We start from the raw sequence: 24253 nt of genomic DNA, 5'->3' as shown, positions 1-24253 counted from the left end.
GAACCGTCAGGTCCGTTGTGACCAATTGAATCCAGATTCAGCTGTTAGAGGAGTGAGTGCGCCATGAGTGTTGTCCTGGGAATTGACGGCGGAGGCACTCGTACGCGTGCTTCGGTCGTGTCAGGAGAATCGGTTGTTGCATTTGCGGAGTCTGGATCGATCAAGCGTCTCCGCGTAGGCGCAGAAGTGGCGGAAGAGAATCTGCGCGAGCTGCTCTCTACCGTCTACAAACAAGCTGGTATCAGTGGCGTGTGCGCCGCATCTGTGGGCGTCGCAAGTTCCACTATGCCCGGCGTCGCCGAATGGATCAGAAACGTCTTCAGAGATTTCGGGGTAGAGCAATCTGAAATTGTCGGTGACGAGGTCATTGCCCTCGATGCAGCTTTTAAGGGCGGTCCAGGCATCTTGCAGATTGCAGGTACAGGTTCAAACTGTATTGGTCGTGCCCCTGATGGCGGAAGAGAGAGCGTTGGTGGATGGAGTTCCCGGCTGGGCGATGAGGGCTCAGGCTACTGGATTGGCCTACACGCCGTCCGGCGCGCATTGAAGGCTTACGACCGCAATGAGCCTACGCGAGTCCTTGAAACTGTGGGTCGCATTTGGGACACCTCATGCATTGATGAACTGGTGAATATGGGCGATAGCACGCCAGGGCCAGACTTTGCGGCGCTCGCTCCCGCAATTCACAATCTTGCCGAGGAAGGCGATAGCGTGGCTGCGGATGTTATGCACCAGGCCGCAGCCGATTTGATCGAATCCGTACTTTTGGTGCGCGCAAAACTGCGCCAAAGACACAACCTTGTCGATGAGGTTCCTGTTGCTTGGATTGGCAGCGTGATCGGTAGAGGGCGTTTGGTTCGCGAACCATTCTTTGCCGGTCTCCGAGCAGCGGCGCCCAACATGCCTGTTGGCCAGCGCGAAGTGGCTGGTATCGAGGGCGCTGTGTGGCGCGCTCAGCGCCTTGCCAACCTAATTCAGCTCAGCCCTCAAGTTGCAAGCTCTGAACGATAAAAGGAATCAGCAAATATGGCGTCTCACTCAAGACTGGACCGCCGTGAGTTTCTTGCGCTTTCGGCACTTACTTCAGTGGCAACTCTGCTGCCCGAATCCGTATACGCTTCTCAGTCATCCGAAACTGATGGGATCTCTCTTGAGACGACTGGCGATGCCCAAAATGGGTACGGAGTCACGATTCTTTATCGTGGTCGTGCTATCGCGCGGCATCGTAACGGCGGGGAGTTCTCAGCCGTCTTCCAGAACGACGAAAGGAGTCTCGAAGATCGGGTCGATGATTGGAAAGCCGCATCCTGGAAGGGCGACGGAAGGCAGGTTCATCTTTCAGGAGAAATGCAACTCATCAATCTACGCACGACTGTTTTCGTCGAAGTCAGGTACGAAATTGTATCGACACAGGTAATAAAAAAGACGATTCATTTGCGACAGGCTGATATGTTCGCGCTGCTTTACCAGATTACAAATCGTCTGGATCCCGAGACAGTTCCCGCAAAGCTCTGGAGTTTCGATCATGCGGATTGCAAAGGCGGGGCACTGCATGAATATTTCCCAGCTGCCGGCTTCCGCACCCAAAATGGAGTGACCGTGGGCCTTCTCACAGATTCCGGATATCGCAATCAATGGAGCCGGATCATACGGCGTGATGGAACACCCGTGAAGCCAGCTCCGGCCAGAATCCCCGATCTGAATCTCTACAGTCTCCCAAACATCGCTGATCGTGCGGAGCGAGGCTCATTCATCCAGCAGACATTTGGAGAATCCACTGTCCAGATGTCTGGGGAGGGTTCGCACATCCGGGTTGATCTCGCCGCTCCATCAGCGTGGAAAAAGAGCGGCAACGTCAAAGTCGAACAGCAAGACGGTGTCGTCAAGCTGTCTCCCAGCACGGTTAAAGATTTCGTTCTCGTGCCACTTTCGGCAAGAGGCGGCGATATCTATTCTGTGGCACTCAAATATCGCTCTGCGGTTCCGGTTTCTATCCACGCATGGGACGTGGACGACGAGTTTCACAAGCTTGGCGATCTCACGCTGTTCAATGACACGGCACCAGCATCCCCATCGGTATTCGCAGAATTCCATCATTCGTTTGTTGTGCCCGCTCTGCAAGGGGTGGGCGCCGCGATTGTTTTGTCACTCCCTGATTTTCTTGCCGAGGCGGAACTTCGATCTGAGGGTGGCAAACTGCCGTCGTTCGAAGTAAGCGATCTAGAGGTCTCTCGTATCGTAACCCGGAATGAGCCTTACCACCGCTTGGAGATGGACCGGCCGCAATCGAAGACTACGTTCATATTCGTCAGCGATACGGTCCTCGATACTTTAAGCGGTTATCGCCTCGCAAGTCAGCTTCACCTCGCAGACGGCATGGGTTTCAAAGGGGGCGACACCGAGAAGGTGCTCTATGCGGACGTGATGATGTTGAGTTGGATTGGTGAGCAAGAGGGTCTGCGGCCCATGTTGGCGCCCAGCATCTGGTATTCAGCTGCAGGCGAGATGTACCTGCGAGATAGCTTTTACTCTCTCAACGGCATTTACGATCGCACACTGAACGAGAAAGTCTTTGCCCTATGGGCGGACAACCAGGGAGAGGACGGAGCGATCAACACCCTGGTCGAACCGAAGATCGCCAACCTGGAACGCAAGTCCAACGATTCAACGCCACTCTGGTTGATGTGGGCGCTCCTCAATCGACGTCGATTCGGTACCAAGCTTCCCATGGACAAAGTTCGCCGAGCGGCGGAATACTGCCTTGCTGCTTACGACCCGAAGCGCGAAGCTGTTTGCACAGCCAAGTTTGTCATGGGTCAACTCGACGTAATTCAATATCCCGAGGGCACCAGTATTCTCTGCGAGAACCAGGGAATGTTGGCCGTGTTGCTGAGAACGATTCGAGAGCTGGAGATTCCACAATTAAGCGCAACTATCGCGGAGAACTACATTGCAAAGGCGGAGGCAGGGTATCGCAGCTACTATGACGCGAGCCTTGGATTTCTTTGCCCGTCACGAAATATTCGCGATGCTATTGGTTTTGCCGATATCTTTCCTGAGTTTCTATCGCTCTGGCTTTTCAATCGGAAGATTCTGACGGACGAAATGGTTATCAGTCACCTCAACCGGATTCCAGTCATGTTGCCGCGCAACAATTGCCCATTCCCTGAAGAAGGTGGCTCAGTAAGACCAATCTTCATCGGTCTGCCGCAAGGAGGGAAAGACTGGAGTTACTTCAACGAAAAGTGGCACCCGATGGTCAGCGACTCCTATGCTGCCGGCTATGCAAACAAAGCTGCCGACGGCGTGTACTACAACGGCGGAAGTTGGATGAGGATCGAAATCTGCGGGTATGTCACAGGGAAACTCCATGGGTGGGAGAAGTCAGAGCATGCGATTGCAAACAGAATGTGGGCCGAACTGCACATAGACGAAAACTACCCAACGAGTCAGGAGTATCTGCCGACCGATGAGAGAAACAGATTCTTTGGATATCACCGCGTCTTTGCATGGAATGCATTCGTGCTTCGAGCCTTGGAAATGATCAAACTTCGCAGCCAAGAAATGGATCCCGGTCATCTGGAATAGATTTGCAAGGAACTCGACTCCATTAACCGAAAGAGTATCTATGCAAGGTCCATTTTGCCTTGGCCTGGCCGCGGACATCTGGCTAGGCTGTGTTCTAAGTGCTGGGTCTACCACCCGCTGACCGATGAAAGGGGTGGACACGATTCAGGCACAAATAGTTCCCGTAGAAAAAGAACTGCGAACTGCAAGGACATTACGAAGCATCCTGCTGCTCTGCGGCATTGTCTCTTCAGTGGCTTATATTCGTCGTCGACATCGTAGCCGCCAGTACTCGTCTTCATCCAATACTGTTTCCTCGAAGAGATGCAGCAGTTCACCTATCCAATCGGGATAATTGTGTTTCCCTTCGTGCACTTCAATCTCAACATAAATATTCCGAAATCCATGACGGCGTCGTCACCAGTTCTTTATGCTGTGGCCGCGATGGCCGCCTATGCGTTATCAGGCTGCATCACCGGGGTCGCCGGGACTCTCTCGTTCAATTTCATTGCAGGTTTGATGGGCGGGATCGATGCGCGTTTCGTAAAGACGGCTGATGATTTAACCTTTGGGTTCCGAGCGGATCGTGGACAATCCTTCCTATGCCTAATCTTAGCCTTCGCTTGCTGCGATGCAGGCAAACACGCGAACTGATAACAACGTTGAGCACTCATACTCCGATGGTCGATTCTCAGTGCATGAGTGGCGTTCCGGTCTGCCGTCCTCGCATCAGGCACAGTGATCCCACCATTCGAAGTGGCACGCGAAATCATCGCTCTTGCTGGAGGAGCGGCTCGTGCGGCTCGATTGTTTTGAGGTCTTTGCCGAATCCTCCGCCGGGGATCCAATAGAGGAACAGGCCCAGCAGGATGCACGCCACTATGCTGACGGCCGCGTCGATGGAAAAGCTGCCGGCTAAGCCGCTCATGGCGTATCCACGGCCGTCAGCGACCATCATGTAGGTGACGGGGATGTTGGTGGCCGCGGTGAGGAATGCGAACGTTGTAGCGGCTAGCGGATTGTCTTTGCCGATAGTTTCAAAGACGATCCCGATCTGGATGCAATAGGAGCCGGCCTGGAAGAGGAATTCACCGAGAAGAGCAAGGCCGAAGGTCCACGGTACGTGGGGTAGCACGATGAGGCTGAGCGTGAATAGGCTTCCCACGATACCGTTGACCAGATAGAGAAGGCGCAGGCGCCTGCCGCGGGCAATCAGAGGAAACAGAAGACACCCAAGAAGTCCTGAGATAAATGCCCCGCCGCCTCCAGCGAGGCTGACAACTCGCGGCGAGGCGTGGAACTCGGCGCCGAGGCCACCCAGGATGTTGGTAAGAGCAAAGGAACTGCACGGCGAGACGAAGAGAAGCAGAGCGATGAGCACTTGCCGACGGCGTAACAGTGCCAGCACCTCGCGGTTGAATTGAGCAAAGCTCTCGCCGGCGAGACGCCTGTCAGGTCCCGGAGCGGGCATGAAGAGAAAGATGATGGTGGGGATGGAGATCATGGCACCTGCGATGACGGCGCCAAGGATCACGGGCAAATGACGGACCAGTTCGCCTCCCATGACCGATGCAATTCCGGTGCCGCAGACGAGTGCGATGTTCATCCAGGCGCTAAGTTGGTTCTGTTTATCGTGAGGACAAATTGATGAGAGCCATCCGCCGAGCGCCGAAGCGGAAAGGCCCGCTGTGACTACGACGAGCGTGAGCACAACTTCAAGGAGAAGCAGATGACGGAGATTCAAGACAGCGGTGAAGAGGAGAGCGGACGCCAACCAGGCAAAGGAAGCGGCATACCAGCGGCGACTGAAATGTACGTCGAGGATCGGTGAGAAGATGACAGCCCAGAAATTCGCAGACATGGCCACGGCGGTGATGGCCGCGATTTTGGCCTCGGGGATGTGCTCCGCGGCCAGCAACTGGGGCATGACGAAGAAGATGATGCCAGTGCTGAGTCCAAGGGTGGCGTTGGAGAGGCCCATTAACCAGACAGGAGGAACGGCGTGGTTCGACTTCATTCAGGCCTCCCGGGGGATGAGCTATCTTAACGGGCGCACCGGTTGTCGGCCATTAGCTTAATGAATTCGTACTTGCATAGGGGTTCCGAGTGGGTCGTGGGCTACTCGGACATGACCCCTTTTGGGATTACTATCGCTTCTGCGGTCAATTAGCCGAGGGTTGGCAAGCGCACGGATCGGCACCTCGTTGCAGCTGCCGCAACTTGCACCGCGCGTCATGCTTAGCTCAGGTCCGTGAGCTCTGGGCCACTCGCTGCGGATCTAGCTTCTCGTTGAATCGGCTTCAAGGTGCATGCGCAAGGCTGAAAGAAAGCTACGGATCACTGCCTCCGAGTGGCTCTGAGGGATGAGGCCAGAAAGCTGGGCGTCGCTGGCCAGACCAGCGTCAATCGCTGCAATGACATCCGACCGGGGCACCCTCGTATGGTCCGCAAACACCACTTGAGTGATGACGCGGTCTATTCCGTCCAATGGGTCCGCTTGGAATTGAATTGGATAGATGAGCTTTCGCAGAATCGCGGCTGCCTTTAAGTCAAAGTTCATGAATGCCTCAACGCAAATCATTACCACTCAGAATCTTATGCAAGAGGGCCATATTCGGTCGCCCCAAATCTCGAATCTGAGACCGAGGAACGGGCTGGTGTCCGGATTGCTCGACGGTCGAACAGAAGACGTGTTCGATTGTTTCATCCTCAGTTGCAGGCTGGCATGGAGAAGGCTATTTGCTCAAGCTCTTCGTTCCCGGCCTCCTCGACCCGTATCCTTCGGCTGACATTTTGAATAATTCCGTTCCTCGCCCACAAATTCCTTGCAAGCAAATCCCACCTCTCCGTTCAAAGGGAGAAGTACATATCATGGGGACCTTTTCGCCTTTGCCCGGGTCCAAACGAGTAGCATTCCGTTTGTTTGCTCCAGCACGTTTTCGAATTGACCGTTGTTCGAATGGAGGATTCATGCGTCTCTCCCTTATCGCCTTTTGCCTTGCTTCATGCACCTTGGCCTTAGCGGCCCAAACTAAGAAGCTTCAACTTCCCTCAACGCCGCCAAAGTTGGCTGGACCAGAGGGGTTACAGTTAGGAGCGGCGCAAGAGTCTGTGGTGAAAGATCTGCCTGTCCGAAAGGTGGTGCTCTACAAGAATGGAGTGGGATATTTCGAACACGCCGGCACCGTCAACGGCAACCAGCGAGTGGCCATCGACTTCACTTCACCTCAATTGAACGACGTCCTTCAGTCGCTTACCGTGCTCGACGAGGGCGGCGGACACATCGCCGGCGTCAACTACAACTCCACCACCCCGCTTGCCGAGCAGCTTAAATCGCTTTCGCTGGGAATGTCAGAAGATCCTACCTCAACTGAGCTCTTCCAGGCCCTGCGTGGCCAGCGCGTCGAAGTCACCGGAGGGCCCGGCGGAACGATCTCTGGTCGGCTAATGTCGATCGAATCGCGCACCGAGAAATCCGGTGGTTCCGACAGTCCCAACACCGTCGACAAGTTCTATCTGACTCTCGTTGCAACCTCCGGCGGAGTCCGCGTGATCGAACTCACCCCGGCACTCAGTGTTCGCCCGACCGATTCAAATCTACAGGGACAGCTCGATCGCTATCTCGAGTTACTCTCAACTACTCACTCCACTGGTCTGCGCCACCTCACCCTCAACTCCCTTGGACACGGCGAGCGCCAACTGCGCGTCAGCTACATTAGCGAAGTTCCCGTCTGGAAAGCCACCTACCGCCTCGTTTTTCCACGTGAAGCCAGCGGCAGCGCGACGATGCAAGGCTGGGCTGTCGTCGACAATACCGTTGGTGCCGATTGGGATAACGTCCAACTTGCCCTTGTCGCCGGTGCGCCGCAGAGCTTCATCCAGCCGCTTTCGCAGCCGCTCTACGCTCGACGTCCCGAAATCCCCATCGCTACAGAAGCCCAAACAACTCCGCAGACTCACGAGGCGGCAGAGTCGGAGCAGAAGGACAGGACTGAAGTAGCTGCAAAACTCTTTGCGCCACCTCCAGCAAGCGCTCCACGTCCGATGGCAAAAGCTGCCAACCAAACGGTAACCGTGGAAGGGCGCGGGTTCGGCAATGGCGCCGGCATCAGTCACAGCAGCAGTATGGGAATGGCTACTAATGCAAGTACAGGCGGCGTCTTCCGCGCCACCGATGCACTCCAGGAAGGCGACATTTCCACGAATGCCTTCGATGACTTCTTTGAATATTCCCTCACCCAGCCTGTCACCATCCTCAAGAACGAATCCGCGATGGTGGCGATTCTCCAACAGGAATTCCCTGCAGAGCACGTTACCTTGTGGAGCGAGGCTGAAGCCCATCCACTCCGTGCCGTTTGGTTAGAAAACACAACCAAGCTAACTCTCGACTCCGGAAGCTTTTCCATCTTTGAGAGTGGTGAATTCGCTGGCGAAGGCCTTCTCGATCCCATCCATCCCGGCGAAAAGCGCTTGCTCTCCTACGCCGCTGACCAGGCGATGCGTATCAAGGTCGCCACTCGCGAAAGCAAGCGTAACCTGCACCACGTTGAAATGCGTAAAGGCGCCATCATCGAGACATACAAGGACGTTGCATCGGTGACCTACACAGCCAACAACTCTGGCGACGTCGATCGCATGGTATTGCTCGAGCATCCCCGCCGCAATAACGATTGGGTACTCGATGAAGAATCAAAGCCCGCGGAGACGGCACCTAATCTCTATCGCTTCCGTCTACCCGTTTCTGCGCACGCCACAGCCAAGCTGGAGGTGCACGAGCACGGACCTGAAATCGTCAGAGTCAACCTCAATGCAAACGAGGACTTCTCTTCGTATCTCATTGAACTCGTCAAGCGTGTTCCGGAAGCGAAGACCCAGCTCAACCCGATCATCGATGCACAGGTCAAGGTGGCCGACTTGCAGCACCAGATTGAACAGTCAAAGAAGGAGGAGCAAACCGCTACCGCCGACGAAGCACGCGATCGCGAAAACTTGACTGCCCTCAAAGGCAACGATGCAGCCCGCCGTTTCGTGGATGAGCTTAACCACACCGAAGACCTGCTTCAGGCAACACGGAAACACACCGCAGACTTGGAGCAGCAGAAGTCACAGGCGTTAGACAATCTGAATACCCAGATCTCTAACCTGAGTTTCGACTGGGACGAAACAGTAACCAAGTAGCGGTTGGATAGCCTGCAACCACGGTGCGTACTTGCGAAACAGCTTCACCGTTTCTTGGGTGGGGATACCTCAGCAGCTCGCGACCTCTCCCGATCATCGCGTAGTCTATTTCCCGCGATTATCACAGCTCACTCTGTGCGTTTTGGCGTAAGTGGAATCCTCTTGGATATTTCTTCCATGTGGTTTATTCAGTAATCCGCGAGGTTCAAGAAATGCGTGTCACAGTCTACGAACTCAAGCCCGGCCTAAATGGGTTTGTTTTGGATACGCAGGGCATACACTGCATCATCGACATCAAAGATGGAAAAGGAAGTTTTCAGTTTCTCGATCCAAGCCGGGAAAAGCTCATTCGGTCGCTGTTTAGTGCGCCATCAAGCATCTTTGTTGCAGGAGGGAAATCGCCGGAAGGCGGCTACTTTGACGCCTTGGAGACTCATCCCGCATGGAGCCTCCAGGCTGTAGAGGCGACCGTGAAGGAAGAGCTCTATGGCTTCAACCTAGGCGCGACGATCGAATATGATCCGCTTGAACTGGACAAATCCTGACCAGCCAAACGCCGCGACGCGGAATTAAGCCATTAGTGACTGGGAAGTAGCCCAAGATTTGAGTAGTTTCCGTGAAGTGGGTAACTCGCCTGGTATGACGAAAGAATGTTAAAGAAGTGCCCTCTCCTTCAGGTACGATTCTTCACAGAATTGTCATCATTGCCGGTCCTCTTAGGCGATACTTCCGCCGCCGCACACGCCTGGGAACGTCTCTGCACCCCGTGCACCAAGGAACCGTTTCATCCAAGCTGGGTCATTTTGTCTTCTTTTCCGGCCGTCTTAAATTGAAGCCATCAGGATTCGTGCAAAGGAGACTCCTATGTGGGGAAAAATCAAAGCGCTGCCTCTCCGCGTCAAGATCATCGCGCTTGTTGTGTTCATAGCGCTCGGCGGAATCTACAAGAATTTCATCAATCCACCCAGCTCCAGCAGCCGATCGCGTTCCTCATATAGTAGCGACGCGAGTGCCGCCGCGGCCAGCATCCCTGCCCGTTCTGGCGAATCCAGATCGACGAATTCCAGCCAGACAGATTCCAGCCAGGTTCTCGCCAAGCTGCAGACGCAATGGAATCTGCTGCAGAACCAGAACGCCCAATGTGCCGTCCAGATACAGCAGATGAATCCCTGGAACTATTCTGCACCGCCGTGCGAAGCCCAGATGCAGTGGAACACAGCGCAGATGGCCAAACTGGAGGCGGAGATTTATCGCCTCAAAACAGGAGCCGATGTGCAGCCTGTCGACTTCGTCCTCATGGGGTCAAGTTCGTCTTCGGGCACGGGAGCTGCCAGCTCTGACGACGGATCGAATGCCGTCAATCGCTACTCGCGAGAAGCCATTCTTGGGCAATCGAAGTACACTGATTCCGACGGCCACGAATATCAACTCGCCAACGAGCCGTACTACTACAAGGATCGGGCCAGCGGCAGAGTTGTCCCGAGCAATCTCTCGCAGCCACCCGACAATCAACACGACTGGGAGCAACTCACGTACCAGCCCAACTGAACAAGCTGATCCATCCTTGAGATCGTTGGTTCAGATTTTACGGACTTCTACGGGTCGGCGACTAAACGGCATGTGGTTCACGTGTTGTAGCCGCGGGGCGGATTCGCGATTATCCGTTCATGCAGTCATCCGCCAGGTCGGAGAACTTTCTGTTCAAGAGAGAGGCATCTCTGATTATTCGCGAGTGAGTTCAACACGGCGATTGCGGGCGCGGCCTTCGAGCGTGTCGTTAGTTTCCACGGGGCGGGATGCGCCGAAGCCATCGGTCGAGAGACGATCGGCGGCGATGTGATAGCGCATGACCAGCGCTTGTTTCACTGCTGCGGCCCGGCGTTTAGATAGGTCGAGATTGTAGGAATCGCCGCCAATGTTATCGGTGTGGCCCTCGACGGTCAGCTTCCACGCGGGGTTATCCGCCATGGCCTGGACGATCTGCTTTAGCACCGGCTCTGATTCTGTCTTGATGGTGTCTTTGTTGAAGTCGAAGTAGATGCCGTAGGTGACGGCGCGCTTTTGTTCAGTTAGCTGTTTCTCGACAGTGTTGACAGGGTGCTGGGTCTTGAAGTCGATCTTGACGACTTCGACGCGAAACTTGCCATCGTGAAAGGCGGGATCTTTTTCCTTCCAGAGCAAGACGAGGGGATCCGCTGCATCATCGAGAACGTAGAGGTCGACTGCGGCGTGGTTGGGACGCCATTTTTTGGATCTTGGATCTGGAGGTTTGGATTCGAAGATGCCGGCGAGATGAATCGATGGGAGTGTGGTGCGCTCGTCATTCAGGATCATCGGGTATGGCACATCCTGGGGTTCGACGCGAGCAAGAGGGCCGGCATCATGGACCGGCTTCACAGCATTGCCAGCCTGCATGAAATCAAGATACTCAAAGTTGGTTTTGCCCGAGGCTTTGACCTCGCTGAATGACTTGTCCGACATTCTGAGACGCGTAACACCGTGGATGAGGCCGGGTATGTGGGTGCCTACCACCGTCACATAGGTGCCCGCAGATGCGATGTCTACATTGCAGACAGTGGAATTGTGGGCGGACGGGGTTTGTTCACGTCCATTGTCGTCTTTATAAGAGCTGGTGGTGTGCGACGTCGCGATAGCGACAGGTGTCGGGGTCATGACGGAAATACGGCTCTCTACGTCCTGGTATTTGACGCCCCAGGCAGTCGTGATTACGGTGCCTTCCTGCAGTGGGATGCGCGCACTGCTTTCCGGAGGTAAAGATGCTGCGGGGCAGGGCTCGACCGGATCGCGCTCGGACACGCTGGGAACGGGATCTCCATCGCCCGGCGTCATCTCGGGAGTGGCCGCGCCGAGCATTTTGGCAAGATCGCCGAGCACTGCGGAGGCATCCGGGGAATTCGTGTCCGGCGCCTCCCGCGGCTTCGCGTCAGCGCTTTTCAGATCAGTAGCGAGGCGGCCGAGCGGGGACGAGTCCTTCTCTGCCTTGTGAATCATTGCGGTAGCTTTCTGCTTGACCTTGTACCCGGCATAAACCAATCCGCCGATGCCAAGAACTGCGATGAATGCAAGCACGGAAAGGGCGATGAGAACGGCTGGAATCCAACTGCTTTTCTTGGCAGGAGGCTGTGGCTGCATCGGTGAGACTGGCAGGGCTTGCCACCCAGCAGCGGGTGCTGGTGGCGGAGTGGGGACCGGCTGGGCTTGAGGGGCGGGATTGGACGCTGGTTGCTGAGTGTCTCCGAGTTGCGGCGTTTCCGGTTGCGCCTGCGCTGGCGCGCCGCATTGAGTGCAAAACTTGAGGTTAGCTTCAAGCTGGTTTCCACATTTGGTGCAATACCTCATGATCTCTCATCTCCTGCTAAGTCATGACGTGTACTTGTGGTTTCACTGCACTTCCCACGAGGCCGCCTTCTTAATGCGAGGGATGACGGCCTTTCCGTCGCGATTGCACTCTACTGAGTTGCAAATTCTCAATCCAATCGTTCAGCCTCATTGCCTCGCTGTGCTGCCTTCATAATGGGTCTTCTTGACTGTCCCGTCTTTTGCAACCTCTTCATAATTGATGTCGTACTGAAGAATGCATTGCTGCTTGGGATCAACCCATGCGGTGCCTTTGATGGTGTAGTCCTTCAATCCACCAGCGAAAGTCAACGGCATCTTCTCGAGTTGGCTCTGCTGGGAACTGTCGACTGAATACTTGAGCGCTTCGGATCCCGCCACGTTTTCAGTGCCGACCTGGGTCACGACTGGCTTGGCGATAAAGAGACCCCACGGAGTAAACGCCTGCACTTGTCCACTTGATCCCATCGACCAGCCGGAGATGTCGCTACGCGTGGAGTGGAGTGAACGGTTGGTGTCAACAAAGCCGTCGACGATGGGCGGTCCGGGGAAGCGCTTATCGCTCGCCATTTCTCGATCAGTGTCATTCGCTGGCCGTTTTTCGTGCACGGTCGAATCGAGATTGTCGCCGACAAGATCTCCCTCATAGTCCTTCAACGTGCCGTCGCTCTCACTCTCTTTGTAGGAGAAGTGCACAGTCTTGGTCGGCGGAGTTCCCTGGGCATAGGTCTGGAGGCAGTAGGTGCCACCAACCGGGGCCGACTTGACAGTTGATTCAGTCTTGGCTGCCTCCACCTTTGCAGCGGAATGAGTTTTGCATCCCGCTACGCAGACTATCGCAAGGGACAAAACGAAAAGTGGCGACCCTTTACACAGAGCTTGATTTCGAAGTTTCACGATCTGCCTCCCTCTTTGCGTTAGGGAAAACTTGAAATTGGTTTCGGATGTCATCGTTTATGAGCCCGCCTGCTTCGCTGCTATCGCGCCAAGGATCGGGATACGAAACTCGCGCTGGCTATAGGCCTGAAACATGAGGAACAGCCAAAGTCCGAAGAGAGCCAGCGAGATCAGCAAGCGAATGGGAATCGATACGACTGCGATCCAGCCGCTAATGCTAATCAGGAATCCGACCATGATGCTCCACACGATGTTGAAGGCTACCGCGGCAACAAAGTAGAGGATCGACTGCATGGCGTGGAAGCGTACGAAGCGATCGCGGCGATACGGCTCCAGCACAAGGAACAAAATTCCGGTGATGATGCCCAGTGAATACGCCAATGCACCGGCGATGTTCGGCGTGAGCGCGGTACCGGAGACAGCCGCTGCCGCAGGTGGTGCCGCATTCCAACCTTGCGCGGGTGCACCGGCAGCGGCAGGCGCGCTCCACGACGATGCGGGCGGTGTTTGCGGCGCAGCATTTTGTTGATTAGAAACCGGCGTCCACGAGGGAGCTGATGAGGCCGCCGTGGCTGGCTGTGCGGCAGCAACCGAGGTCCATCCCGCGTTGACAGTATTCATCGACGGAGGCGCTGGGGCTGCGGCGATGGTGGGTTGGGCCGGCGAAGTTAAGTTGGCTCCACATACGCCACAGAAGCCGGTTCCCTGTGACAGTGACGCACCGCAGTTTCCACAAAATGCCATGTCGATTGCTCCTTTTCAGATCAGCTTTTGCCGATGTTTTCGCAAAGCCTCATGCCGGGCGGATCGACCCGGGTCATGCCTTTGCGAAAGATTTCTTTGTTAGTGCTGGCGTAAGTTTTGCCCCATACCTCTGCGGATGCGCCAACTTGTGCAACAAGATTGAGGTCGTAGCGAGCACAGGGGCTGATGGACGACATGCCCGAGTAACTCGAAGCCGATGTGCCGATCATCTGAAAAAATGCAGCGCCATCGGTGGAGAGAGCGTTCTTGAACGTGTCGCCAAGATGCAGTCCGTTCTGCTGGTAGTTGGCATATTGCTGTGCATTCAACAGGTGCTTGGCCACTGTGTCCGCAATCTTGTCGACGATGTCCGCCGCTTTTTTAATTTCGCTTTCGTCATAGATCTTGTTGAGACCCAAGGTTAGTTCCACGCGCGGAGCGGCGAACGCGACGACCATGCCAAGCGGGGCGGTTGGGGAAATATCTTGATGGTCACCTAGCTGGATATCTCCTGAGAGACTGCCATCGGTGTTGACGTTTCCCGACTTTACCTGGAAGTGCTGGTTGCCGTCGTAGCGTATCTGGAACTGGCCTTTTGTAATTTCCTTGCCGCCGGTAATTGCAGGGTGAATGAGGATTGCACCGCTTACCTCGAGATACATGGGCAAGCCATCGAGAAATTCTGAAAGGGGAACCTCGATGGCACCGGGAAGTTTGATCCTGCTTTCCTCGGCCATCACGCCGCCATCATCTTTGGCGACCTGCCACTGGAAATTCATTTGCCCATTGAGATTGTTGAAACTGGTGTCCATGTTCTGGAGCACGCTCTGCTTGATGTTGATCATGGAATCGAACTGAAAGTTCGAGATGCTCCCTTGTCCAGTGATCAGTGCGGCGAATCCACCGACATTACGCTTGAGGGTGATGTTGAGATTGGTCTGGCCTTCGGCGGGCGTCGCCTGAAAGGTGGTGTCCCAACCACTGACCACGGAACTGAACATTCCTTTGATCATGTTTCCGTAGGCGTCCATTGAGCCCTTCGCTTCGGCGCTCTTTGCCATCTCGCCCGTGGGGCTTTGCGCGTACGCGGGGGTGGCGAAGAGATTGAGCCACGTTGGAAGAGGAGGAACGTCCTGTTCGTTGGCCGCGCGAACGGCTCCGAAGCGGACCGGCGCCTGAATCTTTATTTCTCCATCCTGAATGACATCAGTGATAAGCGCGTGCTGTGTGAGAACTACTATTCCGTCTGGAGTGGACTCGGCGCCGAGTACAGTTCGCGCCATCAGTCCCTTGATGAGCAAGACATCGCCAGCATGCAAGGAGTGTGCGGTGGCGCTGGAAGAATCGAACAGCAGACTCGCTCCGTTGGTGCTGACACCAATGAGCGTCTTCTTGCCTTCTTCGGCTTCCATGATGCGGACGTTGGAGCGATACGTCACGTGTGCGTATCCGGAACCATGCGACGCCATGGGCGTCTGGTGGGATGGTGAAGCCTGGGTGATATTTCCGCCAGATTGCGAGGTCGTCTGTGCGGTAGTGGGTGCACTTTCGTGCCGGCATCCGGCGAGAAGCAGGATCAGGATCCCAGATGTGCGCGGCCACCATGTTCCGGCACTATGTGTCTTTGATTTTTGGGAGTCGTTCGCCATTATTGCGCCTCGTCTGAAATCTGGAAGGTCCAGATTGCATCGAACATCAGTCCGTCGCCCTGCGCTCTTGCGACATCTCCTCCGGAGAACTTCTTGGTCTTCGAGATAGGCCGCAGAACCAGTCCGTACTCGCCAGGAGCCAATTCGGGAGTATTGATTTTGTATTTGCCGGGGCCCAGCTTCTGAGGCTTCACCGTGACCGGTTCTTCGAGATAATGCGAGTAGACCTGCCAGTCGGCTGCGGGGCTCGCGCCTGCATCGGCCTTTCCCTGCGTGGCACCTACAATGCGGCAGGTATTTTGTGCAGGTGTGAGCTTTACGACTGCCGGTTCAAAATCGTCCGGATTCACCCCGGCGGCCCGCGAATAATCAACGCTGAACGCCGGGGCCAGTGTGTGCACGACGTTGCTCGAAGCCGGACCCGGCACTCCCCATACATAAGTGACCGTGGGGGGGCGATGTGCCAGCATTCCGGAGACGATGCTGCCGGCCTCTTGCACAGTCGATCCGCCGATCACGGAGTTCATGTGCGTAGCGGCATCCCAACTGGCAGTGCTGATGCCCGCCTGCATGGCCTGCGTCACAACGGAATCGGACGCAAGATTTTTCATCGATGAAGGCTTGTTCTTGGTTTGCGCTAATTGGGTTTTCTCGAGCTTGAGATCCTGCGATGTACTGCCTTGCATGAGCTGTACGCGGGGCATACGCGACCTCGGCGTTGTGTCGGGATCGGCAGCAATGTTGCTGGCAGCGGGGACGGCATCGGCGCTGCTTGCCTTGTGTGCGACACCGATCATCGCGTTCAACTCGAGTTCGGTGACGCCGGCGGAGTTAAGTCGGATGAGTTCGTTGGTAGACGTGTCGTATGCGCCGGGAGTGGTTTTGATGGCCGATACGATCACCGACTCTGGCATCTTCTTGTTCACCATCGCGAGCACATCGTTGTTGGTGAGCGGCTTCGTGCTGTTTTGGCCCGCGATTGAAGCAGCCATCAGCACAAGGTACGCGCCGGTTGCGATCGGACGAATCTTACGTTTTCTAGTCATATCTGCTGCTCTCTTAATTGCGGTACGTGGTTTTCCAAGGCATCCTGGCCCCCGTGTAACTGGCAAGGCGATTTGTGTCGGCTCTAGTTGGCCTTATTTCAGTTCTGCGGGCTGAGCGCCTTCTGCGGCGCGCCCACGGGTGAGAATCCCGGGCATGGGGTGACGCTGCCGTCGCCCATCGCGTTCAAGATTTTCATGCTGACGTTGGCTTGCTGAAGCGCGTTGCAGCCTTCAGCAGAGAGGTCGAAGCTTCCTTTTGCGGATCGGATCCTGGTGACGATCACCGACTCGGGCAGTCCGCTGTTGAGCATCTGGATCACATCGCGATTGCCGAGCACGGTTTGGTTATTTCGATCGCCCCAGTTGACGGAGGGCATTGCCTGCTGAGCCTGCGTGGGCACGGGACCTGCCGCTCCGAATGACCCGGGCTGCGGCGACTGGGCGGTACCAGGATTCAGCATGCCGTCACCGGAAGAAGTGCGGGGCAGAAGCGTTTGCGACTGAACGATGGTTAGCGTTGTACCGGTGCCGCTAGTGATTCCAGGAATATTCTGCGGGGGTTGCATAACAAAGTTGACGTTGTAGGCGTAGTCGCCACAGGTCCACCAGTTGCTGCCGAGCGTGGCTAAAGTGGGCACAGCAGGCGGCAGGTTATTGCACTTTCCGTTGATGATCTGTATAGGCCGATTGGGTTCATTCGCAGTGGGCGGAGTCGAGGGAAAGACAACTGTCTTGAAGTTTTTGGACGATGCCATGACGTGAACCTGCAGATCCTTACCTTCGGGCAGATGATCGACGGCGTATTGGCAGACTGCATACTTCCCGATCGTGCCGATGCTGGAGAAGTTGTTGTTGTAGGTCCCCAGCACTGTGAACTGTTCAAAGGAAAGGTTGGATCCAGACGGTGGCTGTCCCTGGCTGATGGTTACCGAAAAGCCTGTGCAGGGAGCATTCAGGTCGTATTGAATTGACGAAGTGTCCCAGTAGACGTAGCCCATCAGCGTACCCGGAAGGTTCATGATTTGGGTGGGCTGGGGACTGCGATCAATTGGAGAAATCGGCTGTTGATGTGCGGGCGGCTGCTGGGGCCGTTGCTGACCTGGAGCCGTGAGGGCACGGGCCTGGGTGGGGGAGGGCGAAATCTGTGCGCCGGCGTTCGTGCCAATCAGAATCCCGGCTGAGATCGACGCAATCAAAGTGAGTCGCATGAGCAGTGACCTCGGATGCCGCCAATGTTTAGGCCGATCACCCTGTGAGGTCAAAGGAACTGCAAATGAAACGAAGCTGACTTACTAAATTCCTGGTAACAGGGATTTTGGCTCGTTGACTGACTCATCGGCGAAGTGCGTTGCTGAAGGATTTTGGTCGTCCCGGGAATTTTCCGAACCGATGGTTGAGTGACGATGGAGTCTTACCACATCACTCGTCGGAGTGAAGGTGCGGATGGTTTAGCTTCGAGTGGATGGGGGTCCTGCACACCACATATATCGATCTATATATACGGATCGGGCATTTCTTATGTCGAACCGGAACCCAAGGACGACGATCTGCTGACGGAAGATCATGAGAAGACTCTTCGGTCGTACCAAATTGTGCGTGGGCGAGATGCGTAAGCTGTGCCTCTAAGATTTCGCCTGAACAATGACTTAGCAGGTCAGCAACGAATCATGCGCGGTTCCTTTGACCATTCGGCGATTCCGGGCTATTCCCATAGCACCTGGGCAAAGTCTGGGTTCAACGGAGGAAAAGCGAATGACCAGGCGGACAATCGTTGACGGCCTAATCCTTTGCGTTATGGCAATAACCACTTTGGAAATCTGCACGTCGCAGAGCAGTCCAGAGGAAAAGGAAGGGAAAAACGTTTCGTGGAAGACGGGTCTTCCGGCAAATGCCAAGCTGCACGAGATGACCAGTGAGGAAATGACGAAGTATGACAGGGATGCGGCTGCCAAAGCAGAGATCAAGGCGGGCCCTGTTATTCATGCCAAGATGCGCGGGATCGAGGCGATCGATCCGGAGAAGTTCAAGAGACTGCAGCAGCAGAAACTGGCGATCGCAGAGCTGAAGTTGCATGCTGCCACCCCATTGCCGACAGCGCAGCCCAGTTCGCAAACCGGATCGCTGAATGGTGCGCAAATGATTGCAGCCCGGCAGGGGATTCAGTCACCTTCGGGCGCGCAGACGGCATTGCTTTCGCCAGTTGTCGCTCCTGCTACAGGGGCCGCGTCGATTTCCACCGTCCCAGCCGCGGGGCCGATGCTGCTTCCGGCGCAGCCGGGATCTTCGCCCAGCACATTGATGAGCGCTTCCGGGTCCCGCGGCGGAAGTCCCGTCGGCTTGGGGGTTGCGTCAACATCGACAATCGCAACAGCACCGAAATCGAAGCTGGGGGTGCCCGCGCCCATCACGACGATTCCCTATGTTTGCCAGACTCCAACAATCTTCGATGTAAACAAGCAGACGAAGAATGCAGTCTTCACTCCTGAACTTGAATACGATTCCTACGTGATCCGGGGATGTATGTTCGGGAAACAGCCTGGCCAGATTTACCTTGTCGGGAAGTTCAACGCGCAACAGGTCAATCTGCAGCCTCAATTCTGGAGCGACACGGAGATCGATGCCCGCGTTGATCCCAAAACGAGCGGCGAGCAGGACCAGCAGAATGTCACGCTGATTGTTGCACCTGCGGGTGCAGGACAAATCAAGATGACGGGCTTCGACTTTGTGGCCGCGCGGTCCAATCCGGCGGTGCAGCTGAATTCGATTCCGCAGAATTGGGTCACGCATTCCGGTTGGTCTGAAAACTTTGGTCAACCAAATCTGGATTTTCAATCGCCGGTCATACCGGGATCGAATGCACCGAATTCGATGGCGGGATATTCGGTTTACATTTTGCGTTCGGCCAGCAAGAAGTTTTCTCCCGGTACTGACTTCTATACGCCGCAACTCGCTTCGGGCTGGACCTTCGATTCAGTGCAGATGACTTCGATTGGAACCCCGCCCAGCTGCCCAGGCGTCGTGACCTACAAGGAGAGCTTTGGATTTTCAGAGGCGAACATGGAACCGATGACGCCGGACTGGACCAAGGTCCAGCGTAACGCTGTGCGCGTGGACGGAACGGATACCTCGTGTTCGGGCTTCATTCCCATCGCGCCGCCTTTCGTTTACTGGACCTACAGCAATGTGACGGGGTCGTCCTACGGACTGAAGATCTGGGCCAAGGGACCGCGTTGTACAGACCCATATACTGGGCTGCCGCAAGCGCAGTGTATGCAGAACATGCAGCAATGCGGGACAGAGACGTGCGGCAACTGAGCAACACCGAGACAGCTGGATGACATGAACCTGCTCATTATTCTCCTTGCGATGTGTGCCATCGGCCCAAGGCTCCCATCGAGCATTGCGGGCTTATCGGAGGGATTGTTCCGAGAGTTCGCGATGGCTGCCGGCAAGACGACGCAGAGCGGACAGCCTGAAGGAAGCCTGCCCGCAGATCGCTATCAGCAATTGCGGCTGCAAACCCTTGCTCACGCGAGATTGATCACCGGACCTCGCATCAAGAATCCGCGGATTGCTGCTGGTGGACTTGACCGAGATGTAGTTGCTTCGCTTGCTGAACAGCGGTTGTGGCGTCAGTCGCATCTCGGTACCACAGTCGCGTTGTCTCAAACTCACCCGCTTCTCTCCGATCAAGCGACTACGCTGCTCCCCACTGTGCACACGATTTCAACTGCCTTGATGGAGCCGGCAGCAGGAGTGCAGCCATTGCATTCGTCGGTGCCGTGTATCGCACCCACCATCCGCTCCGTCAACGGCAAGGCCGCTGGTCCAGTCTTCACTCCGGCAGAGCCTGACAATCATTTCCATCTCGAGGGGTGTTCTTTCGGGCAGATTGCTGGCACCGTCCGGCTTCAATTGAGTTCGCACGCTCTCCAGCCCGGAGTTCCGGCAGCGCAAATCAATTTACGTCTGGACGGAGCGCGAGCATGGAAGGATGACGCCATCGATGTCTATATCGATCCGGGGTTGAGATCCGTTTCGGATTTCGTCGGCGATCTCATCATTCAGTTCCCCAATGGACAAGAGGCGCAACTTAATGGTTGCTCTTTTGTAGCCTCCCGCGGAGAACCTCAACTCTTTAAGAACATTCCCGCTGCATGGGTCGCGCTTGATGCAACTGCAACCTCTGTGCGCGCAATCCAGCAGTTAGAATTCGAATCGCCACCGTTCACAAGCGAGCAGGTTCCACCGGGTGCGGTGGGAACCTCGGCATTTGTGGCTCGCTCAGACCCTTCGCGGTTCTCGACCGGGAAGGACAGCTACGATCTATCGCAGCTGGCTCCTGGATGGATGGTGGAGAGCGTTCAATTGTCGGTTTTTGACGCGTCATGCCCCGGCGAAAACGTTCAAGCTGAGTCCCAGGGAAACTGGACGACGAATTGGAGCTCGCACGGCTTTGTGATTGCGTGGGCGAGCGAAACATGTGCTAATCGTATCCCCCCTCATTTCAACTTCAATTTGAACTCCTCGCAATATGCAGTGCGGGTGTGGCTTATCGGTCCCGCCGGCACACAACCACTGCGCAGTGGATTCTGAAACGAAACCAATGCTCGAGTCACCATTGATCGAGCGTTTCAAACAGAAGAACCAGCAGGAAGATGAAATGCGAAACTCTCTTATCGCAGTGATCGTTGGCGTTATTGCGATTCGGGCAAACCGGTGCGCCCGGCCTTGATGCGACGGCCGCTTCTTCAGAGGCGTGGGCAAGTTAGATGTCATGGCGTTTCTTACAAAGACGAGCTAATCCACTTACTATGAGCGGTTTGGAAACATTACGGATGGGAAGCGTTTCGTGCTATGATGGCGCATCTCAGTTGGGTCGGCAGGACATGCAACACGCATCTTCCCCCGCGCGCAGCTTCCGATTCGGTTTATTCGAGGCGGACGTCGTACAAAAAACGCTTCTGCGCAATGGTGTGCGCGTCAAGATTCAAGACCAGCCTTTTCGGGTCTTGATTCTGCTGCTCGAACGTTCAGGAGAAATTGTAGGACGCGATGAGCTGCGCTCCAGCATCTGGCCAGATGGAACGTTCGTCGACTTCGACGGTAGTCTCAATGTCATCCTCAAAAAACTCCGCGCGGTTATCGACGATAACCCTGAAAACCCACGCTTCATTGAGACGGTTCCTCGACGAGGGTACCGTTTCATCGCGCCGGTCACGGTAATTCGCGCGGAGCCTGAGCCGCTCGATGCTCCGGCCTCACTTCCACCACCAACGACATCTGCGGTTGGATCCCTCGAACCTGCTTCTGGTTCTCGGCGCAGCTTACCCGATTCGCCGCTGCTGTATGTGGCAGCTTCAGTGTTTCTCGTGGTTGCCCTGAGCGCGGGGTGGATGCGCTGGAACGGAATCAAATCGGCCGCCATCGCGTCGACAACGCCGGTTGCTGCAAAAGTGAGTGTGCGCAGTTCCGTAGCCGTGCTGGGGTTTAAGAGTCTTTCCGGCGCTTCCAACGACGCGTGGCTGGGCACCGCACTGTCCGAGATGCTGAGCACCGAATTGGCGAGCGGTGATAAGCTCCGACTCGTATCGGCCGAGGATATTGCCAATCTGCGCAACTACTCACCGTGGGCGAAGACTGACACGCTTGATCGGGTGACTACCTCGCGGATCGGCAGTGCACTCGACAGCGATCTCCTTGTGCTTGGTTCCTACACCACAATCGGCAAGCCCGAGCACGGGCAAATCAGGGTCGATGCTCGCCTGCAGGATGCGAAGACCGGCGAAGTGATGTGCGAAATCGCGGAGATCGGAGCCAGCGAAGACCTGTTTGCAATCGTCAGCCGCATTGGTGGGAAGTTAAGAAACCGCCTCGGTGTTGGCAGCACTGGAGACTCCGACGAAACCATGGTGCAAGCTACGCTGCCCGCAGATCCTGAAGCTGCCCGCTTCTACGCCCTCGGTCTTGAAAGACTCCGCGCATATGATTTCGAAACAGCTCGTGGGTTCTTTGAGCAGGCCATTGCGACCGAGGCAGGATTTCCGCTGGCACACTCCATGCTGTCAAGGACCGAACTGTTTCTTGGGCATTATGACCAGGCAAAGGTGGAAGCCAAAAAAGGAGTGGACCTGTCATCGGGCCTTCCACGCATACAGAAAATGGAGATCGAGGCCAGCTACGATCAGGCACTTGGCGACCGCGGGAAAGCAGCGGATATCTATCGCGTTCTCTTCAATATGTTTCCCGATAGCCTCGACTACGGCTTGCAGCTGGCAAAACTTCAACTGGATTCATATCATCCCGATGAATCTCTTGAGACCATTCGCCAACTGCGACGTCTGCCTCCGCCTGCAAGCAACGACGCCCGGATAGACCTACGTGAAGCTCCACTGCAAATGCGCAAAGATGTCGATGCCGCCGAAAAACTATTTCGGACGGCCGCCCAGAAAGCGCAATCTCAGAATCAGAGACTGGTGTACGCAAGGGCTGAGCAAAACCTTTGCCTGCTCAATCGGCAACACCTCCAGAATCCACCCGAGTGCCACGAAGCATTTGAGATTTACACGGCCGCTGGAAATCGTAATCTCGCCGGGGCCACGCTGCAGATCATGGCCGAGAATCAACGGCTCACCGGTCATGCGCTGGAAGCCATTCCTCTTTACGAGGAGGCAATTCGTACCTTCAACGAAAGCGGCGACTACGAGAACATGGGCGTCGCTCTGAACAACTTGTCGCTGGTTTACCAGGATCAGGGTCAGTGGGCGCGCGCTGAGGAGGAATATCGCAAAGCGAAGCAGAATTTCACAGTCGTAAATGATCGCGTGAATCTCGCCGTCGTTACATCCAACCTTGCCGACATCGAGCAATGGCATGGCAATTTCGATAAGGCGGAGAGGCTGTACGAGGAGGCCCGGGAGTTTGGCAGGGCAGCAAAGATGGCGACGAGTTCTATCCCCGCAACTGGTCATCCAGGCATGCTGCTGATCAAGGGAGAGCTTAACGACGCAATGAGCGAGTTGAACGCGCAAGTTGCATTCTATCGATCATGGGGCGGAGACCCATGGTTATTCGCGAATGCAGTGTCAGGTTTGGGAGACGTCCAGCGTCAACAGGGAGACCTGAACGCGTCGCAGAGAAGCTATGAGGAAGCAGTCGAAATTCTGAAAAAAGCGAATGCGTCCACAGTAAATCTGCAACTTTCGCTCATTCAGCTGAGCATTGACCGACACCACCCGGATCAAGCAGAGCGAGAGTTGCATGATGTTATCGCAGTATTCGAAAAAGACAAGAATGCTGGAGAGGAACTCAGCGGTTACCTTGCGCTCGGCCAAGCTCTTTTGGCGCAAGGAAAAATCAATGAGAGCAAAACACTGATTCAACGCGCGAAAAAGCTTACTGACCTTCACGAGTTCCCCGTTTTGGGGATGCCGCTCGAGTTGCTCGCGCTGCGCATCGATAGCGCGGAAGCCTCTGCTGCTCCGCATCGGAGTGAAGGCCTTCTAGTCGTCCAGCGCGACCTTAAATCTTTGATTCAGCGGGCGCACAGAATTGGTTTTTATACGCTGGAGTGCGAAGCAAGGCTGGCACTTGCTGATGTCGAATCGAAGTTATCGCCGTCAGTGGGGAGCGCCCATCTCGTTGCGCTTTCTCAACAAGCCCGCGATCGGGGCTTTGTTTTGTATGCAGACCAGGCTGCTAGTCTCAATTCCCATCCGCCTGAAGCCGAGGCCATGAACAAGCCTCCTCGATAACTCGCGCAGATCTTGATCGAGTGACGAGGCAATGCTAATGCTCGTCTCCAGCCAGAGCTAG

At 55.6% G+C, this 24253-nt stretch carries 17 protein-coding genes; 9 read left to right on the top strand and 8 right to left on the bottom strand.

Annotated elements, in window-relative coordinates; translation table 11 throughout:
* Window positions 1–63: 63 nt before the first annotated feature.
* From P8935_RS02500 to P8935_RS02490, 3 genes are all read left to right on the top strand, one after another.
* The gene (locus tag P8935_RS02500) at window positions 64–1011 is read left to right on the top strand and encodes a BadF/BadG/BcrA/BcrD ATPase family protein (protein WP_348263434.1); all 948 of its coding nucleotides are present in this window, start codon (window positions 64–66) and stop codon (window positions 1009–1011) included.
* A gap of 15 nt (window positions 1012–1026) precedes the next feature.
* Window positions 1027–3588, top strand: coding sequence for a hypothetical protein (locus tag P8935_RS02495; protein WP_348263433.1), 2562 nt, complete (start codon window positions 1027–1029; stop codon window positions 3586–3588).
* A gap of 303 nt (window positions 3589–3891) precedes the next feature.
* Window positions 3892–4221 carry a hypothetical protein gene (locus P8935_RS02490; RefSeq protein WP_348263432.1) on the top strand — a complete coding sequence of 110 codons (330 nt, stop codon included), beginning with the start codon at window positions 3892–3894 and terminating at the stop codon, window positions 4219–4221.
* Between the two features lie 115 nt (window positions 4222–4336).
* On the opposite strand, the gene P8935_RS02485 is transcribed toward P8935_RS02490, so the two are convergent.
* A complete protein-coding gene (locus P8935_RS02485) occupies window positions 4337–5584 on the bottom strand; it encodes an MFS transporter (RefSeq protein WP_348263431.1) in 1248 nt (415 codons plus the stop codon).
* 261 nt (window positions 5585–5845) lie between these two features.
* Window positions 5846–6127 carry a hypothetical protein gene (locus P8935_RS02480; protein WP_348263430.1) on the bottom strand — a complete coding sequence of 94 codons (282 nt, stop codon included), beginning with the start codon at window positions 6125–6127 and terminating at the stop codon, window positions 5846–5848.
* Window positions 6128–6537: 410 nt separating this feature from the next.
* Here P8935_RS02480 and P8935_RS02475 point away from each other — a divergent pair, with 410 nt between their 5' ends.
* From P8935_RS02475 to P8935_RS02465, 3 genes are all read left to right on the top strand, one after another.
* Complete coding sequence (locus P8935_RS02475; RefSeq protein ID WP_348263429.1) at window positions 6538–8745, top strand: hypothetical protein; 2208 nt, start codon at window positions 6538–6540, stop codon at window positions 8743–8745.
* Window positions 8746–8957: 212 nt separating this feature from the next.
* Window positions 8958–9290: a hypothetical protein gene (locus P8935_RS02470; protein WP_348263428.1), complete on the top strand. Its 333-nt coding sequence runs from the start codon at window positions 8958–8960 to the stop codon at window positions 9288–9290.
* A 319-nt stretch (window positions 9291–9609) separates the two neighbouring features.
* Window positions 9610–10293, top strand: coding sequence for a hypothetical protein (locus P8935_RS02465; RefSeq protein WP_348263427.1), 684 nt, complete (start codon window positions 9610–9612; stop codon window positions 10291–10293).
* A gap of 174 nt (window positions 10294–10467) precedes the next feature.
* On the opposite strand, the gene P8935_RS02460 is transcribed toward P8935_RS02465, so the two are convergent.
* The 6 genes from P8935_RS02460 to P8935_RS02435 all read right to left on the bottom strand — a co-directional run bounded on the left by P8935_RS02460 (window position 10468) and on the right by P8935_RS02435 (window position 17646).
* Entirely contained in the window at window positions 10468–12105 is a 1638-nt protein-coding gene (locus tag P8935_RS02460; RefSeq protein ID WP_348263426.1) for an OmpA family protein, read from the bottom strand.
* 147 nt (window positions 12106–12252) lie between these two features.
* On the bottom strand, window positions 12253–12999 hold the full coding sequence (locus P8935_RS02455) for a hypothetical protein (protein ID WP_348263425.1): 747 nt from the start codon (window positions 12997–12999) through the stop codon (window positions 12253–12255).
* A 57-nt stretch (window positions 13000–13056) separates the two neighbouring features.
* The gene (locus tag P8935_RS02450) at window positions 13057–13743 is read right to left on the bottom strand and encodes a hypothetical protein (RefSeq protein ID WP_348263424.1); all 687 of its coding nucleotides are present in this window, start codon (window positions 13741–13743) and stop codon (window positions 13057–13059) included.
* A gap of 20 nt (window positions 13744–13763) precedes the next feature.
* Window positions 13764–15392: a hypothetical protein gene (locus P8935_RS02445; RefSeq protein WP_348263423.1), complete on the bottom strand. Its 1629-nt coding sequence runs from the start codon at window positions 15390–15392 to the stop codon at window positions 13764–13766.
* Window positions 15392–16438, bottom strand: coding sequence for a hypothetical protein (locus P8935_RS02440; RefSeq protein WP_348263422.1), 1047 nt, complete (start codon window positions 16436–16438; stop codon window positions 15392–15394). The genes P8935_RS02445 and P8935_RS02440 overlap by 1 nt, the downstream gene beginning before the upstream one ends.
* A gap of 98 nt (window positions 16439–16536) precedes the next feature.
* Complete coding sequence (locus P8935_RS02435) at window positions 16537–17646, bottom strand: hypothetical protein (RefSeq protein ID WP_348263421.1); 1110 nt, start codon at window positions 17644–17646, stop codon at window positions 16537–16539.
* Between the two features lie 544 nt (window positions 17647–18190).
* Here P8935_RS02435 and P8935_RS02430 point away from each other — a divergent pair.
* The 3 genes from P8935_RS02430 (at window position 18191) to P8935_RS02420 (ending at window position 24192) form a co-directional block, all read left to right on the top strand.
* Window positions 18191–19753 carry a hypothetical protein gene (locus tag P8935_RS02430; RefSeq protein ID WP_348263420.1) on the top strand — a complete coding sequence of 521 codons (1563 nt, stop codon included), beginning with the start codon at window positions 18191–18193 and terminating at the stop codon, window positions 19751–19753.
* Between the two features lie 24 nt (window positions 19754–19777).
* Window positions 19778–21034, top strand: coding sequence for a hypothetical protein (locus P8935_RS02425; protein ID WP_348263419.1), 1257 nt, complete (start codon window positions 19778–19780; stop codon window positions 21032–21034).
* A gap of 218 nt (window positions 21035–21252) precedes the next feature.
* Complete coding sequence (locus P8935_RS02420; protein WP_348263418.1) at window positions 21253–24192, top strand: tetratricopeptide repeat protein; 2940 nt, start codon at window positions 21253–21255, stop codon at window positions 24190–24192.
* Window positions 24193–24253 lie beyond the last annotated feature (61 nt).

The sequence above is a fragment of the Telmatobacter sp. DSM 110680 genome, from assembly GCF_039994875.1.
Lineage (GTDB): Bacteria > Acidobacteriota > Terriglobia > Terriglobales > Acidobacteriaceae > Telmatobacter.
The sequence above is the reverse complement of the archived record's forward strand: the minus strand, read 5'-3'. Positions and strand labels throughout refer to the sequence as shown.

Bases quoted from the DNA above. Each gene is read 5' to 3' on its own strand.
- P8935_RS02500 (WP_348263434.1), top strand. From the start codon at position 64: ATGAGTGTTGTCCTGGGAATTGACGGCGGAGGCACTCGTACGCGTGCT.
- P8935_RS02495 (WP_348263433.1), top strand. From the start codon at position 1,027: ATGGCGTCTCACTCAAGACTGGACCGCCGTGAGTTTCTTGCGCTTTCG.
- P8935_RS02490 (WP_348263432.1), top strand. From the start codon at position 3,892: ATGCAGCAGTTCACCTATCCAATCGGGATAATTGTGTTTCCCTTCGTG.
- P8935_RS02485 (WP_348263431.1), bottom strand. From the start codon at position 5,584: ATGAAGTCGAACCACGCCGTTCCTCCTGTCTGGTTAATGGGCCTCTCC.
- P8935_RS02480 (WP_348263430.1), bottom strand. From the start codon at position 6,127: ATGAACTTTGACTTAAAGGCAGCCGCGATTCTGCGAAAGCTCATCTAT.
- P8935_RS02475 (WP_348263429.1), top strand. From the start codon at position 6,538: ATGCGTCTCTCCCTTATCGCCTTTTGCCTTGCTTCATGCACCTTGGCC.
- P8935_RS02470 (WP_348263428.1), top strand. From the start codon at position 8,958: ATGCGTGTCACAGTCTACGAACTCAAGCCCGGCCTAAATGGGTTTGTT.
- P8935_RS02465 (WP_348263427.1), top strand. From the start codon at position 9,610: ATGTGGGGAAAAATCAAAGCGCTGCCTCTCCGCGTCAAGATCATCGCG.
- P8935_RS02460 (WP_348263426.1), bottom strand. From the start codon at position 12,105: ATGAGGTATTGCACCAAATGTGGAAACCAGCTTGAAGCTAACCTCAAG.
- P8935_RS02450 (WP_348263424.1), bottom strand. From the start codon at position 13,743: ATGGCATTTTGTGGAAACTGCGGTGCGTCACTGTCACAGGGAACCGGC.
- P8935_RS02445 (WP_348263423.1), bottom strand. From the start codon at position 15,392: ATGGCGAACGACTCCCAAAAATCAAAGACACATAGTGCCGGAACATGG.
- P8935_RS02440 (WP_348263422.1), bottom strand. From the start codon at position 16,438: ATGACTAGAAAACGTAAGATTCGTCCGATCGCAACCGGCGCGTACCTT.
- P8935_RS02435 (WP_348263421.1), bottom strand. From the start codon at position 17,646: ATGCGACTCACTTTGATTGCGTCGATCTCAGCCGGGATTCTGATTGGC.
- P8935_RS02430 (WP_348263420.1), top strand. From the start codon at position 18,191: ATGACCAGGCGGACAATCGTTGACGGCCTAATCCTTTGCGTTATGGCA.
- P8935_RS02425 (WP_348263419.1), top strand. From the start codon at position 19,778: ATGAACCTGCTCATTATTCTCCTTGCGATGTGTGCCATCGGCCCAAGG.
- P8935_RS02420 (WP_348263418.1), top strand. From the start codon at position 21,253: ATGAGCGGTTTGGAAACATTACGGATGGGAAGCGTTTCGTGCTATGAT.